Source organism: Blastocatellia bacterium, assembly GCA_025054955.1.
In the GTDB taxonomy this organism is placed as follows: Bacteria; Acidobacteriota; Blastocatellia; order HR10; family J050; genus JANWZE01.
The window spans coordinates 1-14,133 of record JANWZE010000025.1 but is presented as its reverse complement, the minus strand read 5'-3'; the positions used below and the strand labels follow the sequence as shown (position 1 = coordinate 14,133).

Below are 14,133 nucleotides of genomic sequence, written 5' to 3'. Positions count from 1 at the left end.
GCGCAACAGCTGTCACGGTAAGAGTTGATTTCTGATAAGAGGGGGTAGTCATCATGGACGTAAGCGTACTTGGATTAGGTTACGTAGGCTGTGTCTCGGCAGCGTGTTTGGCTCACGTTGGGCATCGCGTGATCGGCGTTGACATCAATCCGACCAAAGTTGATCTGGTCAATGAGGGGCGGTCGCCGATTGTCGAAGGGGGCTTGGAAGAATTGCTCAGCGAGAACGTCAGGCGCGGTCGGCTCTCTGCCACGACCGATGTCGCCCGCGCGATTCAGCAGACGGAACTCTCATTGGTGTGTGTCGGCACGCCGAGCAATGGCAATGGCAGCCTCGACCTGAAATACGTGCGCAACGTAGCGCGGCAAATCGGCCTGGCCTTAGCCGACAAGCCGGCCAAGCATACCATTGTCATTCGCAGCACGATGTTGCCGGGCAGCACACATAACGAAATCCTACCAGTGCTCGAAGCGGCCTCTGGCAAGCCGTTTGGCGAAGGCTTTGAGCTATGCGTCAATCCTGAGTTTCTGCGCGAAGGGACCGCTGTTGAGGATTTCTTTCAGCCGCCCAAGATCGTCGTCGGCGCTGATCATCCAGAGAGCGCCTGGAAGGCGATGGCGCTCTATACCGATATTGACGCGCCGCGTTTCATCACCGACGTGCGCGTCGCCGAAATGATCAAGTACGCCGACAACGTATTTCACGCGCTGAAAGTGACGTTTGCCAATGAAATCGGCATCATCTGTCAGAAGCTGGGCGTGGATAGTCATGAAGTCATGCACATTTTCTGCGCGGACACGAAATTGAATCTATCGCCCTACTACCTCAAGCCGGGATTCGCCTTTGGCGGCTCGTGCTTGCCCAAAGATGTCAGCGCGCTGGTGCAGCGGGCGCGTTCGCTTGAACTGTCGTTGCCGATGCTGGAATCGCTGCTGCCCAGCAACGATATGCAGATTCGGCGAGCTGTCGAGTTGATTATGAAGACGGGACGCAAGCGGATCGGCTTCCTTGGCTTCAGCTTCAAAGCCGGCACCGATGATCTGCGCAACAGCCCGGTTGTCGAAGTGATCGAGCGCCTGCTGGGCAAAGGGTACACGCTGAAAATTTTCGATGAAAATGTTTCTCTGGCGCGCTTGTGCGGAGCGAATCGGGAATTTATCGAGCGCGAGATTCCACACGTCTCTTCGTTAATGTGCCAATCGCTCGATGAAGTGATTGACTCCTGTGACGTGCTTGTCATTGGCACACGCTCGCCGCTGTTTGCGGACGCGCTCCATCGAGTCAATGGACATCACACCATCATTGATCTGGTTCGGTTGGTGGATCCAAAACCATTTAAGGAGAGGGATTATTATGGCATCTGCTGGTAACAAAGTCCTGATCATCGTTCATAACCTGCCCGTTCCGTTTGATCGTCGCGTCTGGTTGGAAGCCAATGCCTTGCGCGAGGCAGGCTACGAGGTCAGCATCATCTGTCCGCAGGGCGAGCCGAATGCCAACTTTGGCAAGCGCTATGGCTCGTATGATTGTCTGAACGGGATTCACATCTACCGCTATAAAGCGCCCACGCAAGCTGACGGATTGTTGGGCTATGTCGTCGAATTCGCCTATGGTTGGTTGATGACGCTGCTGCTCTCACTGAAAGTCTGGTACAAGCACGGGTTCGACATCATTCAGGCGTGCAATCCCCCGGACACCTATTGGCTGCTGGCCAGGTTCTATAAGCTCTGGGGCAAGCGGTTCATCTTCGATCACCATGATCTGTGCCCGGAGTTGTATCTGGCGAAGTATCGCAATCGCCAACCTGACCGCCTCTATCGTTGGCTGTTGTTTCTGGAACGACAGACATTCCGCACGGCTGACGTTGTGATCGCCACCAATGAGTCGTATCGTCGGATCGCGCTGTTGCGCGGGCAGGTGCCGCCGGATCGGGTCTTCATTGTGCGCAACGGACCAGATTTCGATCGGCTCCGGCCGCTGCCGCCAGAGCCGGCACTCAAGCAAGGTCGCCGACATTTGATCTGTTATCTGGGCATGCTCTGCAATCACGACGGGGTTGATTACCTGATCCGCGCCATGCATCACATGGTTTATCAAGTCGGTTATCGTGATGTGCTGTGCGCCATCATCGGGTCAGGGCCGGAGTTCAATCAGTTGAAAGCGCTCAGTGAACAGCTTGGTCTCAGTGACTACGTTCTGTTTACCGGGCGACTCTCCGATCACGATGTCTGTCGCTATTTATCCACCGCCGATGTGTGTGTGGACCCGCTGCCGCGCAATGCCTTTTCTGACAAATCTACCATGAACAAAATTGGTGAATACATGGCCTTCGGCAAGCCGATCGTGGCATTTGACCTGACCGAGACGCGCGCCACGGCGCAAGATGCCGCGCTCTATGCCAAGCCCAACGAAGAGGCCGACTTCGTCCAGTGCTTGTTGGAATTGTTGCGCGATGAGCGGAAACGCGAGCAGATGGGGCGCTCCGGGCGTCGGCGTGTGGAAACGCAGTTGCTGTGGTCGCATTCTGTTCCGCAGTTACTGGCCGCTTATCGGCTGGCGTCGCGCCGTGACCAGCCAATTTCCTATGAGCCTGAGCCAAGCAGCGTCAATCAGCCGCAGCTTCGCATGGCGTCGGTTGAGGTCAATAGAGCCCGGTCGGGACGACCGTAAGGCAACGCAGAGACCAATTTCCACGTCGTTTCGGATTTCGTGCTTGGGGTTTCGGATTTTGAACTTGTTTCGGGTTTCGTGCTTGGGATTTCGGATTCTTCCCTTTCGCATCGTTAGCGTGCTTCGTGGACTATTTTTCGGGGGAGAGCGCGCGTGTTGGGCCGCACATTGATGATTTTTTGGGTTGGTGGATTGATGATCATCTCTGGATGGATCAAGCCAACTGTGGCGCATGAGCCGGTCATCTACCATGTAAGCGCCGCTGCGGGCAATGACAACAACGACGGCCTGACGCCGACAACACCGTGGCGCACACTGGCCAAAGCCAATGCGCTCGTGCAGCCCGGCGATTGCGTGCTCCTGTATCAAGGTATATATCGTGAACCGATTGCGCCGCGGCGCTCAGGCGCAGAGCAACAACGCATCAGCTACCGAGCCGTTGACGCCCAAGAGGTGATCATTGAAGGCGCGCGTCAGCTCATCCAGCTTTACGAAAAGTCCTACATCACCATCGAAGGGCTCATCTTTCGCAATCCCATCAAAGGCTGGGGAGAAATTCGCGCCGGCCACTACAACGAGATCATCAACAACACATTCATCGGCAACGGGCGCAGCGCCGAGACGTTGTTTTCCGGGCTGAATCTCTTCAGCGGCTCCTCATTCAATCGTCTTGTGGGGAATCTCTTTTATCACTGGGGAGAGCCGGCCAGCCAATGGGGCGACGCCGTGCGCTTGAGCGAACATGCCGACCACAACCTGATCGAGGGCAACCTGTTCATCAATGCGGGTCATTCGTTGCTGGGCATTGATACATCGTTCAACATCGTTCGGCGGAATTATTTTGCGAACAATTGGCAAAAAGGGATTGATCTGGTTTGGCGCGTCAATCCGTCGTTTGCCCTCGGCCAGCAGTTTGTGGCGCGACGCAATGTTATTGAGGAAAACCTCTTCGTCGGTGGTCGGCCAAGGGGGATGAGTGATCGAGTTGGTCCAGCCATTCAACTGGCGGCTGCCGAGACTATCATTCGTCGCAATCTGATTGTCGGGCAGGATCGCGGCGGCCTCTATATCAACGGCTGGAGCGAAGCGCCCCATGTCTATGGCAATCGCATTTATCATAACACGATCATCAACAACGGAGGCATTGGGATAGCTTGTTTGAACTTCGGCGTTGCCGGCGTGGACCTGAGCAAGAACGAGTTCAAGAACAATCTCGTCTGCGGCAATAGCTGGCAGAGCGACGCCGTGCAAGTGCGCATTGACCTGCTGCCGCGGGCCAGCTTTGGGCCGGAGTTTTTCGCGGGGTATGCCTTTGCCGGCAATGGTCTGAGCCGCGCGCCACTGCTGGATATTACCAGCTTGGCTGGCCAACAATCGCTGGCCGTTTATCAGCAACGCTATCCGCAATGGATGATGAATAACTTCAGCGCCGAGCCGCAGTTTGTGAACGCTGCGGCGGGCGATTATCGTTTGGCCAGCGGCTCTCCTGGCATTGATGCCGCTGTGCCGTTGACGGCGACGGTGGCGGCCGGTTCCGGTACGGTCGTTCCTGTGGTGGATGTTTCGTACTTCACCGATGGGCATGGTCTGAAGCGCGGCGATCGTATACGCATCGGCAGCAATCCGCCGGCCACCATTCTCAGAATTCACGAGCTGCGCCAGACGCTAGTGACCGACACGACGCTCGTGTGGGAAGCTGGCGACGGCGTCTACCTGGAGGAGTTCGATGGTCAGCGCCCGGACGTTGGCGCGTTCGAGAGCCAGTTTAGGACATCAGATGTCAATCGAGTAGGGAGAGAGTAAGAACGATCAGATGGAAGGGGGGCCGTTAGCATCCGAGCGGTCACTGCGTTTTGCAGGATGAGTTCAGTGGCTGCGCGACGGTGAATTTCACAAGGGGATCATCGTTCATGAACAATTCATCCGCAACGCAACAAAGCAATGGATCAACACAAGGGTCTCGACAACAAACGTTGTGGCTGGAAACGGTTGCTGGGTTAGCTCGTCGCTTGAGTTTGACGACGGAGCAGGTCGAGATCATTCGCACTGCTACCAAGATGGTGGGCGAGGCATTCGATATAGAGAAATGCGTCATTCTGCGCTATGACGAGCCGCGACAGATGTTGCTCGGTCAGGCGCCGGCGTATGGGCTGGATCCGATGGCGGTTGACGCCATTCAGTTTTCGGTGAAAGAGGGAACGCTGCTGCGCGCTTTGTGGGAGCGTGGCGAACCTTGCATCGTTGATGACATGGCGACCGATCCGCGATTTGAGAAATACCGCGACATGGCGCAGACAGTGGGCTTGCAGACGCTGCTGATGGGCGCTTTGCGCGTCGGCCCGACGCGGTTGGGGGCGCTGCTCTGGGCCAACAAGCGTTCCGGCGAACGATTCAATCAAACGGATAAACAGTGGTTCCGCGTGCTGGCCGATCAAATCAGCATCGGACTGCATCATGCCGAAGTGGTCAGCGCGCAAGCGCGTGAGATCAAGCGCAAGAGCACATTGGCAGAGATCGCCGGATTGCTCCACACGACGCTCAATCGGCGTGAGGTCATGCGTATGGCCACCAGCATGATGGTGGGCGCAGCGGGCGCCGACCGGGGCCACCTGTTCTTGATCGCGGAGAAGGAACCCGTGCCTGCTTTATCCGTAGCGCGAACGGAGACCGGCACGCCCCGGTGGCGCGTGTCCGACACGGTTGATGCGGAACGAGCGCGATGGTTTCACGAACACTGGCATCTGTTTGACCGTGATCAAATCACAATCATCGAAGACACATTCTACAGCCCACTGATCCCGTCCAGTTGGACAACGCAGTTGAGGATCAAATCGCTGTTGCTCGTCCCGTTGTTGGCCAAAGGGATGCTGATCGGCTTCATAATGCTCGAAGATGTTGATGACATTCGTCAGATCATCAACGGCGAGTTGGCGTTCCTTGAGGCGGTGGCGCACCATAGCGCGATGGCGCTGGTCAACGCTGAGCAGTATCAGTCGCTGCAACAGGAGCTGGAACCGCTGCGAGCGAACACGATGACCTACGTGCCGCTGGCGCAAGGCAGCGGCGCTGCCATCCTGGTCATTCAGGAAGGACGCTACGGGTATGCCACCGGAGCGGCCATGGAGCTGCTGGGCTACACGCTTGATGAGCTGGTGCAGATGAACGTGGGCGATTTGTTTATGCCTGAGAGCCGAGAAGCAGTGGTGAAAACCTACGAGTGGATCCGCGCGGGCAAGCGGGTGCCCAGCCTGGATGCATGGGCGCTCGCCAAGGACGGTCGAGAAGTCTTGTTGACGCTGATTGGCTCGTTGATTGATTTTGAAGGAGCCCCAGCCGTTGAATTGGTGGCCACCGATACAACAGAACAACAAATGGCTCGCGACCGTCAACTGCAGGCGAGCAAGCTCGAAGCGGTCACGCGGTTGATTGGCAATCTGGTCGGCGAAGTGCGCAACGCGCTAACGCCTGTGGTCGGCTATACCGAATTGACATTGGAACTGCCTGATCTTTCGCCCGAGCTGAAGAGCAACCTGGAGATCATCGCGCATGGCGCGGAACGGGCCAAGCGCACATTTGATACGCTGGCCACCTGGGCCGAGATTCGTCAGCCCGCGATCACACAAACCAACATCAATCAGTTGCTCGAACAGATGATGGCGTTACGCCAGTATGAGCTGCAAGGCTACCACATCCAGGTCACGATGGATTTGGATGAGTCATTGAATAAACTCAGCGTTCTGGCCGACCCGCAACAACTTCAAGTGGCCTTCCTGGCAATTGTGGATAACGCCAAAGACGCCTTGCTGGACGTGGCCCATGACCGTCAGTTGACGATTCAAACGCGCCGTCAAACGCGCGGTGTGTGGATGGCCACCGACGTGATCGTCGTATCGTTCCAGGACAACGGTCCGGGCATCGCGCGAGAGCATCTAACGCGCGTGTTCGATCCGTTCTTCTCCACCAAACCGCCCACGCAGGCATTGGGCTTAGGCTTATGGATTGCCTATCAAATCATCAAAAATCACGATGGTGAAATCTACGTCCGCAGCCGGGAACACCAGGGGGCCAACTTCATCGTTGAGTTGCCGCTGCCGGGTGCGCAAGAGCTGCTGGGTGAGTGAAACCGGCTATCAGCGTGCGCCGTCATGCTGATGGCGATTGGCGAGGGGGTGTTTTCTATGAGTCAAATGGTTCACGTATCAGACTTGCCCTGGCAACACGAGCAAGTGGCCAAGGCAGGATCATCTTTGGCGCAGGTGTTGATTGGCGCGATGATCGCGCTGGATCTGCTCATTTGTGGGGGCAGTCTGCTGCTCGCCCACCGGGTGTTCACGCAGTGGCCGTTGTTTGCTTGGTCAAGCTGGGCAGAATGGTCAACAGCCATGACAGCGTCATTTCAGCTTATGTGGCCGCTCGTTTGGTCGGCTCCGTTCATTCGATTGGGGGCGATATGGTATTTCGGTCTCTATCGCGTGTACGGTGAATTTCCCCTGATGCGTGATCTGTGGAATATCATCAAAGCAACCACCGTCGGCAGCGTCATTTTGATGTTGATCGCGTTTCTGTCTTCGAGCGCGCAAGATGCGCATCAGTTGTCGCTGTTGCGGCATGTGTTGCTGCTGGATGGTCTGTTTGTGTTATACGGCTTGCTGGTGGTGCGTCTCGGCATCCGCATGATTCAAATTGCCGCGCGACGCAAGGGGCTGAACATTATTCCGGCAATTATTATCGGTGATGGTGAGATGGCTCAGGTTTGCCTGGAAGAGATCGTCAGCAAGCCGCGGCTTGGATACCACGTTGTTGGCGTCGTGACATCAGCCGACCGATTCAGCCTCAGCGAGCCGTCGCCGCTGCCGATCATCGGCACGGTCGCAGAGTTGCCCCAACTGATTCGCCGCTACGCCGTCCGAGAGGTGTTGATTACAGACAGCAAGCTTGATCCCCAAGTGCTGTTTGAAACGATCATGCGCTCCGGTCACTCGCAGCAGGTGCGGTATCATGTCATTCCCAATTTGTTCAATTGCCTGCCGCAGAAGACCGACTTTGCCCAGATTGGCGTGTTGCCGATGGTCAAGTTGTTCGAGGAGCCGATCACCGGGCTGAATCGCTACTTGAAACGCGCCATTGATGTGGTGGCCTCCAGCTTGCTCATGGCGCTGACCAGTCCGTTGTGGTTAATCATTGCCGTGTGGATTAAGCGCGAGTCGCCAGGGCCGGTCTTCTACAAACAAGAGCGTGTCGGCATGGATGGGCGCGTCTTTGTCGTCAACAAGTTCCGCTCCATGCGCGCCGATAGCGATGATCGCGCGCATCGGGAAGCCGTCCGACAGATGCTTGCCAACAACGGTCATGGCGGCAATCAAGGCAGCCAAGACAAGCCGCTCTACGGCAAAGTCAGTAACGATGATCGTATCACCAAAGTGGGACGTTTCATCCGGCGCTTCAGTCTGGATGAGCTGCCGCAATTGATCAACGTGCTGCGTGGCGAGATGAGTTTGGTAGGACCGCGTCCGCTGCCGGTATATCAAGTGGAAGGTACGAATGCTTATCAACGCGCTCGGCACCACATCAAACCGGGATTGACCGGGCTGTGGCAAGTGAGCGGACGCAATCGCTTACCCTTCGAGGAGATGATCCGATTGGATATTTTCTACATCGAGAATTGGTCGCTCTGGCTAGACCTGAAGATCATTTTGAAAACGCCGGCTGTCATGTTGTTCGGTCAGACGGAAGAGTAGGAAGGGCCTGACCAGCCCGTCTGCTCAGTGGCGCGAGGCATGGCCTGCTGCTGAGCCTGCGCCGCGAAGCCGCGTGACGACGTGACGTGACGAGAGCGTGTTTACTCAGCAGAGGAGCAAGTCATCAGCATAGCTATCGGGCGACGTCACCAAAGGAGGTAAACGTTGTGATGAAGAATCTGGGTTTGAAAGCAATCGGAGCCGCGATGATGCAAGCGCTCGGCCTGCACTATGTGCTGCGCTATATCAATCGCGACAAGGCCGCCGTGCTGTTATATCACAGTGTAGCGCGCGATGACGTTGAGCCGCTGCCGCCATGGGCGATTCGCCAGAGTGAGTTCCGCTGGCAGATGAGCTATCTGGCGCGGCATCATCGGGTGCTGCCGTTGCCGTATTATGTCGAGTTGCTGTTGAAACGACAGCCGATTCCACCTCATTCTGTGGTCATCACGTTTGATGATGGATTCCGCGATAACTACACCGTCGCCTATCCGATTTTGAAGGAGTTCGGCTTGCCGGCAACGATTTTCCTGGTGACGGGCTATCTCGATACCGAGCAGGCATTGTGGCCGGACGTGTTGTTTCAAGCTATCTATCGCACCAACGTTCAATGGTTGGATTTGCGACACCTCGGCGACGGGACACATTGGCTGCGCAGCCTGACCGAACGGCAGCGCGCCTTCACCCGATTGATCGAGTACATGAAGACGTTGCCAGTGGATCAAAAGAATCGCTGGTTGAGTGAAATTGCCCGACGGCTCAACGTTGATCTGAGCGCGCTCTCGGACGCGGATGCGCCCTATGCCATGTTGCGCAAGCATGAAATCCAGCAGATGGCGCAGGAGGGCTTGATCACCTTTGGCGTTCATACTGAATCGCATGAAATCCTGACCCGCTTTCCGTTTGAACGAGCCAAGCAAGAGATTCAAATCTCGAAACAGAAACTGGAAGCCTTGCTCGGCCAACCGGCCCGCTTCTTCGCCTATCCCAACGGCACTGAAGCAGACTTCAATGAAGCGCTCAAGCGGGAACTGCGAGCCCAAGGATTCACCTGTGCGTTCGCTTCTGTTGGAGGCTTCGTTTCCCCTCAGTATGATCGCTTCGCCCTACAACGGGTGGGAATCGGCCCAGAATCGAGTCGCGCCTATTTCAAGATGAAATTAGCAGGAGCCATGCAGCCATGGTATCAGTTAAGAAGACTGCTTCGCAGGACGTGGCAAACATGAGCACAGTCATGCGCCAGACGCTGCCGGCGTTTTCTCCGGTTTCCTCGCCTCCGATTCGGGTCACGTTGGTCAATGACCTGAACGCGCTGGCGGCGCGCCGTCTGCAATGGAATGAGCTGGCCGAGCGCAGCCAGACCTCTACGATTTTTCAAACCTATGAGTGGCATGTCAGTTGGTGGAAGACGCTCAGGGGCAATGCTCGTCCGCTGATATTGCTCGCCGAAGCTGGCGACGAGCTGGTGGGCATCGCTCCGTTGATGGTGTCGGAACGACGACGCTTTGGACAAACCCGACGGGTCGTTCAGTTGATCGGGCTGGGGGCCTCCGACTTTTGCGACTTGATCGTAGACCGTGCGCGGCCAGATGTATTGCCTAAGTTTGCCGAGTGGCTAATGGATTACTCGCAATTGTGGGATGTGATTCATTTGCATGACGTGCCTAATACATCCAGCACGCTGGATCATTTATCGCAGTGCTTCCGTCAACGCGGCTATCGGACCGACATCCGGTTTTTGTATGAAGCGCCTACGCGATTGCTTGGCGATCCGGTGGAAGATGCTCAGGTCATCCGAAAGAAAAGCCTGCGGCGTCATGTCAACTACTTTCAGCGCAACGGTCGCTTGCAGTTCAAAAACTGCCACAGCGTTGATGAGATCATCGGTTATCTCGATCTCTTTTTTGAGCAGCACATCGAGCGCCGCGCATTGACTGATACGCCGAGCCAGTTTCTGGATAAGCAGCAGCGTTCGTTCTATCGCGAGTTAGTCTATCGGTTGGCGCCGACCGGCTGGTTGTTGTTTTCGGTGGTGTTATTCAATGATGAACCAATCGCCTTTCACTTCGGCTTTGAATATGACGGCCGCCTGATGTGGTACAAGCCCACCTTCAATGTGCGATACGCCCAGCATTCGCCAGGCGAAGTGCTGATTAAGTATTTGCTCGAATATGCTATTGAGCAGGGCGTCGCAGAGTTCGATTTCACAATCGGCGAAGAGCCATTCAAATATCGTTTCGCCAATCATTGCCGGTCTAATTACGCGCTTCGCGTCTTTCGTCGGCCCGTGGATTATCAGGTTCATCGAGCGTGGTGTGAAACCAAAGCATGGGTGAAGAAATCGCCACGCCTCGCCCAGTGGGGACGTACGTTGCTCGGAATGTTTCAGACGTCCCACCGGGCCCGAGCTTAGAGTGGAGCACCAGAGAGCGCGAAATGGAATTTGGACCCCCCTAGCCGCTTCGCGCTCCGCCTCCACTCTAAGGTCTCGCCTATCGGTTTAACGACGTGCGCCGTTAGGGTTGATTGGTCCGCTCGGCCGGCGGTGAAGATCGAACGGCCGGTGATGCATAACGAGGAAAAGCGACAATGAAACAGATATTGCAATACTACGGAGACGGTCGGTTGGAATGTCAAGACGTGCCCGTGCCGATGATTCGCGCCGGTGAGGTGTTGGTTCAGACCCACTATTCATTCGTCAGCGTCGGCACCGAGAAAATGAAAGTTTCGCAAGCGCGTATGAACATGCTGGAGAAAGCCAAAGAACGGCCTGATCAAGTCCGACTGGTCTTTCAGACGCTGCGCGAACAAGGGGTGATGCCAACCATCCGCAAAGTCCAGGAGCGATTAAAAGCGCCGACAACGCTCGGCTACAGTTGCGCCGGTGTGATCGTCGAAGTGGGAGCGAAAGTTGAAGGATTCCGCGTTGGCGACCGTGTCGCCTGCATTGGTGACGAGGGCATGGCCACTCATGCTGAATTCAATGCCGTGCCGCACTCGCTGCTGGCTCACGTCCCATCCGGCGTCAGTTTGGAAGCGGCCAGCGCCACCGCGGTCGGCACCATTGCGTTGCAGGCCGTGCGTCAAGCGCGATTGGAATTGGGCGAGTCGGTGGCCGTGATCGGCCTGGGCATGCTTGGCCAGTTCTTGGTGCAACTGTGCCGCGCCAACGGCTGCCGTGTGGTGGGCATTGATGTGGACCCATTCAAATGTGAACTGGCTCGACAAAACGGCGCTGATGCGGCCTGTACGAATTCGCTTGATGAGGCCCTCTATCACGCCGTGCAGGTCAGTCACGCACAAGGCGTGGATGCTGTCTTCCTGACCACCTCGACGGACAGTAACGAGCCGATCGAGATGGCTGCCGCGCTGGTTCGTGATCGTGGTCGTGTCATCTGTCTGGGCAATACGCATATCGAGCTGCCCTGGCGTGATTATTACAAGAAGGAAATTGATTTTCGCTTCAGCCGCGCTATGGGCGCCGGCATTCACGATCCGCACTACATTCATCGCGGGCAGGATTATCCCATCGGCTATGTGCGATGGACAGCGCAACGAAATATGCAAGCGTTTCTCCAGTTGCTGGCGCATGGCAAAGTGGACGTAACACGACTGATCACCCATCGGTTTCCGTTCGACCAAGCTGAAGCGGCCTTTGATGGCATCGCCAACGGTACGTTGAAACAGGCTGTCGGCATTGTCTTCCAATTTCCTCAATCGGAAACGACGCCGGCGCCGAGCCAGCTTCGCACCTTCCAGTATGTCGGCCATCGCGCGCCGGCTGCCGTTCGGCTTGGGCTTATTGGCGCAGGGAACTACTGCAAGTCAATGCTGCTGCCATTCCTGCCCAAACTCCCGAATGTGAGCCTCGAAGCCATTTGTACCACCAAAGGCGCCAATGCCGATCATCTGGCGCAACGATATGGCTTTCGCATGGCAACAACCGAAGCGGATGAGCTGTTCAACAACCCGCATGTCAACGCCGTCATGATCGCCACGCGACATGACAGTCACGCCCAGTTGGCGGCGCGCTCGTTACAAGCAGGCAAGCACACGTTCGTTGAGAAGCCGCTGGTCATGAACGAAGAAGAGCTACAGCCGATCATTGAGCTGCTCGAGCAACGCCAGCGGCATCATCCAACGCTGTGGATCGGTCATAATCGTCGCTTTAGTCCGCTGCTTCAGCAACTGCGAAACCATTTCGCCGGCATTGACGTGCGACAGATTCACTGTCAGGTCTACGCGGCTGCGCCGGCTGCCGAGAGCTGGTATCAAGACAGCGCCGAAGGCGGCGGGATGTTGTTTGGCGATGCCTGTCACTTCATTGATCTGGCCATCGTCTTAGCCGAGAGCATCCCGACGGATATTCACGCGCTGGAGACGAAAGACCCTGCTCATCGCTACGATAGTTGGGCCATCCAGATGCAATTTGCCAATGGCAGCGTCGCTTCGATTCGCTACATCAGCGGCAGTCAATTGCCATACGCGCGCGAGACGATTGATGTCAGCGGCGGCGGTCGCTCGGCGCATCTTGTGGGATTTCATAAGCTCACCTTATATGCCGGCTCGCGTAAAAAGACGACGCGACTGCTGCAACCAGACCTTGGACAGGAAGCCATGTTGAAAGCCATGATGGCGCAATTCCAAGGAGTGACCGGCGCCGAGGACTTGACCGAGAGTTTTGTGCTCTCCACACAAGCTCTGTTGGCCGTCCAGCGCTCGATTCGCAACCGGTGCGTTGTACGGCTGGAGCCGCAGTTTCCATTCCGGTTCGTCGGCTCAGGAAAATGATCGCGGCTTCACCTAGTGGCCGAGAGCGACTGCAAAGCCTCGTCGAGGAGCTGATCTCGCCACCGTCGCCATCATTCGGATTTTTATTTTGTAGAAGGAGGAAGAAACAGATGCAGATTCATGCTCGCACGCTCATCAATCATCTTGCCCGACTGACGCTGGCTATTGGCGTTGTTGCCATGCTGGTGATGCTGGTGAGTAAAACAAGTCCAACAACCAGTGGACAAGATGCGCAAACGGCGCCGACTCATCTGGGCGTCGCCACGACAAACATATTGCACCTCGGACCGATTGCAATTGACCCGGGCGATTCAGTCACAGCGCTGAGGGTGCCTGCTGGTAGAACGTTTGTGTTGACCGACATTGTCACCTACATGGATCGCACCGCAACCACACAAGGGTTTCATGCCGATTACAGCCTGATGGAAAACGATCAACTGAAGTTCCGCTGCCGGATTCCTGAAGGCGGCCATGGGAATTGGAGTCAGCATTTCACCGGTGGGCTCGTCTTTGCTCCGGGCAGCGCCATCGCCATTGAGACAGCCAGCTTGCGCACGGCTGGGCGGTTCTATGTGCAATTGCTCGGATACTACGCACAGTAACCGCGCGAGCGGCGCCATCGCTCACGAATGGAGAGGGCCTCACGAACATGGGCAGACCGAGCTTGGCGTAGCAGCCGGTGAGCGCGACCACCGTGTGATTCATCTGTCGCTCGCGCAATGCAGGACTGTAGGCGGCCACCGTCAGCAGCCCATGAATGACCAGCCTCATTCAACCGTCCCTACGGGACGAATAAGAAATTGCTTCGGTAGCCGTTGCGCAGACGCGGCTACTGACACCGGTTCCCCACCAAACGTTTAGAGGTAGCCGCCGCCTGCCGGGCACGGGTCGGGCTGCCTCTAAACGGGGGGAAGGCAAACCGGCTGTCAGACGT

9 protein-coding genes are annotated in these 14,133 nt (G+C 56.4%); all 9 read left to right on the top strand.

Annotated elements, in window-relative coordinates; translation table 11 throughout:
* The first annotated feature begins 53 nt into the window (after positions 1-53).
* The 9 genes from NZ823_02285 (at position 54) to NZ823_02245 (ending at position 13,801) form a co-directional block, all read left to right on the top strand.
* Positions 54-1,370 carry a UDP-glucose/GDP-mannose dehydrogenase family protein gene (locus NZ823_02285; GenBank protein ID MCS6803955.1) on the top strand — a complete coding sequence of 439 codons (1,317 nt, stop codon included), beginning with the start codon at positions 54-56 and terminating at the stop codon, positions 1,368-1,370.
* Positions 1,354-2,670: a glycosyltransferase family 4 protein gene (locus NZ823_02280; protein ID MCS6803954.1), complete on the top strand. Its 1,317-nt coding sequence runs from the start codon at positions 1,354-1,356 to the stop codon at positions 2,668-2,670. Before NZ823_02285 ends, NZ823_02280 begins: the two co-directional genes overlap by 17 nt.
* Before the next feature lie 153 nt (positions 2,671-2,823).
* Positions 2,824-4,473, top strand: a complete 1,650-nt coding sequence (locus NZ823_02275) for a right-handed parallel beta-helix repeat-containing protein (GenBank protein MCS6803953.1) — start codon at positions 2,824-2,826, stop codon at positions 4,471-4,473.
* A gap of 107 nt (positions 4,474-4,580) precedes the next feature.
* Positions 4,581-6,791 carry an ATP-binding protein gene (locus NZ823_02270; protein ID MCS6803952.1) on the top strand — a complete coding sequence of 737 codons (2,211 nt, stop codon included), beginning with the start codon at positions 4,581-4,583 and terminating at the stop codon, positions 6,789-6,791.
* A 57-nt stretch (positions 6,792-6,848) separates the two neighbouring features.
* A complete protein-coding gene (locus NZ823_02265; protein MCS6803951.1) occupies positions 6,849-8,408 on the top strand; it encodes a sugar transferase in 1,560 nt (519 codons plus the stop codon).
* A gap of 170 nt (positions 8,409-8,578) precedes the next feature.
* Positions 8,579-9,634 carry a polysaccharide deacetylase family protein gene (locus tag NZ823_02260; protein ID MCS6803950.1) on the top strand — a complete coding sequence of 352 codons (1,056 nt, stop codon included), beginning with the start codon at positions 8,579-8,581 and terminating at the stop codon, positions 9,632-9,634.
* Entirely contained in the window at positions 9,631-10,821 is a 1,191-nt protein-coding gene (locus tag NZ823_02255) for a GNAT family N-acetyltransferase (GenBank protein ID MCS6803949.1), read from the top strand. Before NZ823_02260 ends, NZ823_02255 begins: the two co-directional genes overlap by 4 nt.
* A gap of 176 nt (positions 10,822-10,997) precedes the next feature.
* Positions 10,998-13,199, top strand: a complete 2,202-nt coding sequence (locus NZ823_02250; GenBank protein MCS6803948.1) for a bi-domain-containing oxidoreductase — start codon at positions 10,998-11,000, stop codon at positions 13,197-13,199.
* A 110-nt stretch (positions 13,200-13,309) separates the two neighbouring features.
* Entirely contained in the window at positions 13,310-13,801 is a 492-nt protein-coding gene (locus tag NZ823_02245; GenBank protein ID MCS6803947.1) for a hypothetical protein, read from the top strand.
* The last annotated feature ends 332 nt before the right edge of the window (positions 13,802-14,133 follow it).

Bases quoted from the DNA above. Each gene is read 5' to 3' on its own strand.
- NZ823_02280 (MCS6803954.1), top strand. From the start codon at position 1,354: ATGGCATCTGCTGGTAACAAAGTCCTGATCATCGTTCATAACCTGCCC.
- NZ823_02285 (MCS6803955.1), top strand. From the start codon at position 54: ATGGACGTAAGCGTACTTGGATTAGGTTACGTAGGCTGTGTCTCGGCA.
- NZ823_02250 (MCS6803948.1), top strand. From the start codon at position 10,998: ATGAAACAGATATTGCAATACTACGGAGACGGTCGGTTGGAATGTCAA.
- NZ823_02245 (MCS6803947.1), top strand. From the start codon at position 13,310: ATGCAGATTCATGCTCGCACGCTCATCAATCATCTTGCCCGACTGACG.
- NZ823_02260 (MCS6803950.1), top strand. From the start codon at position 8,579: ATGAAGAATCTGGGTTTGAAAGCAATCGGAGCCGCGATGATGCAAGCG.
- NZ823_02255 (MCS6803949.1), top strand. From the start codon at position 9,631: ATGAGCACAGTCATGCGCCAGACGCTGCCGGCGTTTTCTCCGGTTTCC.
- NZ823_02270 (MCS6803952.1), top strand. From the start codon at position 4,581: ATGAACAATTCATCCGCAACGCAACAAAGCAATGGATCAACACAAGGG.
- NZ823_02265 (MCS6803951.1), top strand. From the start codon at position 6,849: ATGAGTCAAATGGTTCACGTATCAGACTTGCCCTGGCAACACGAGCAA.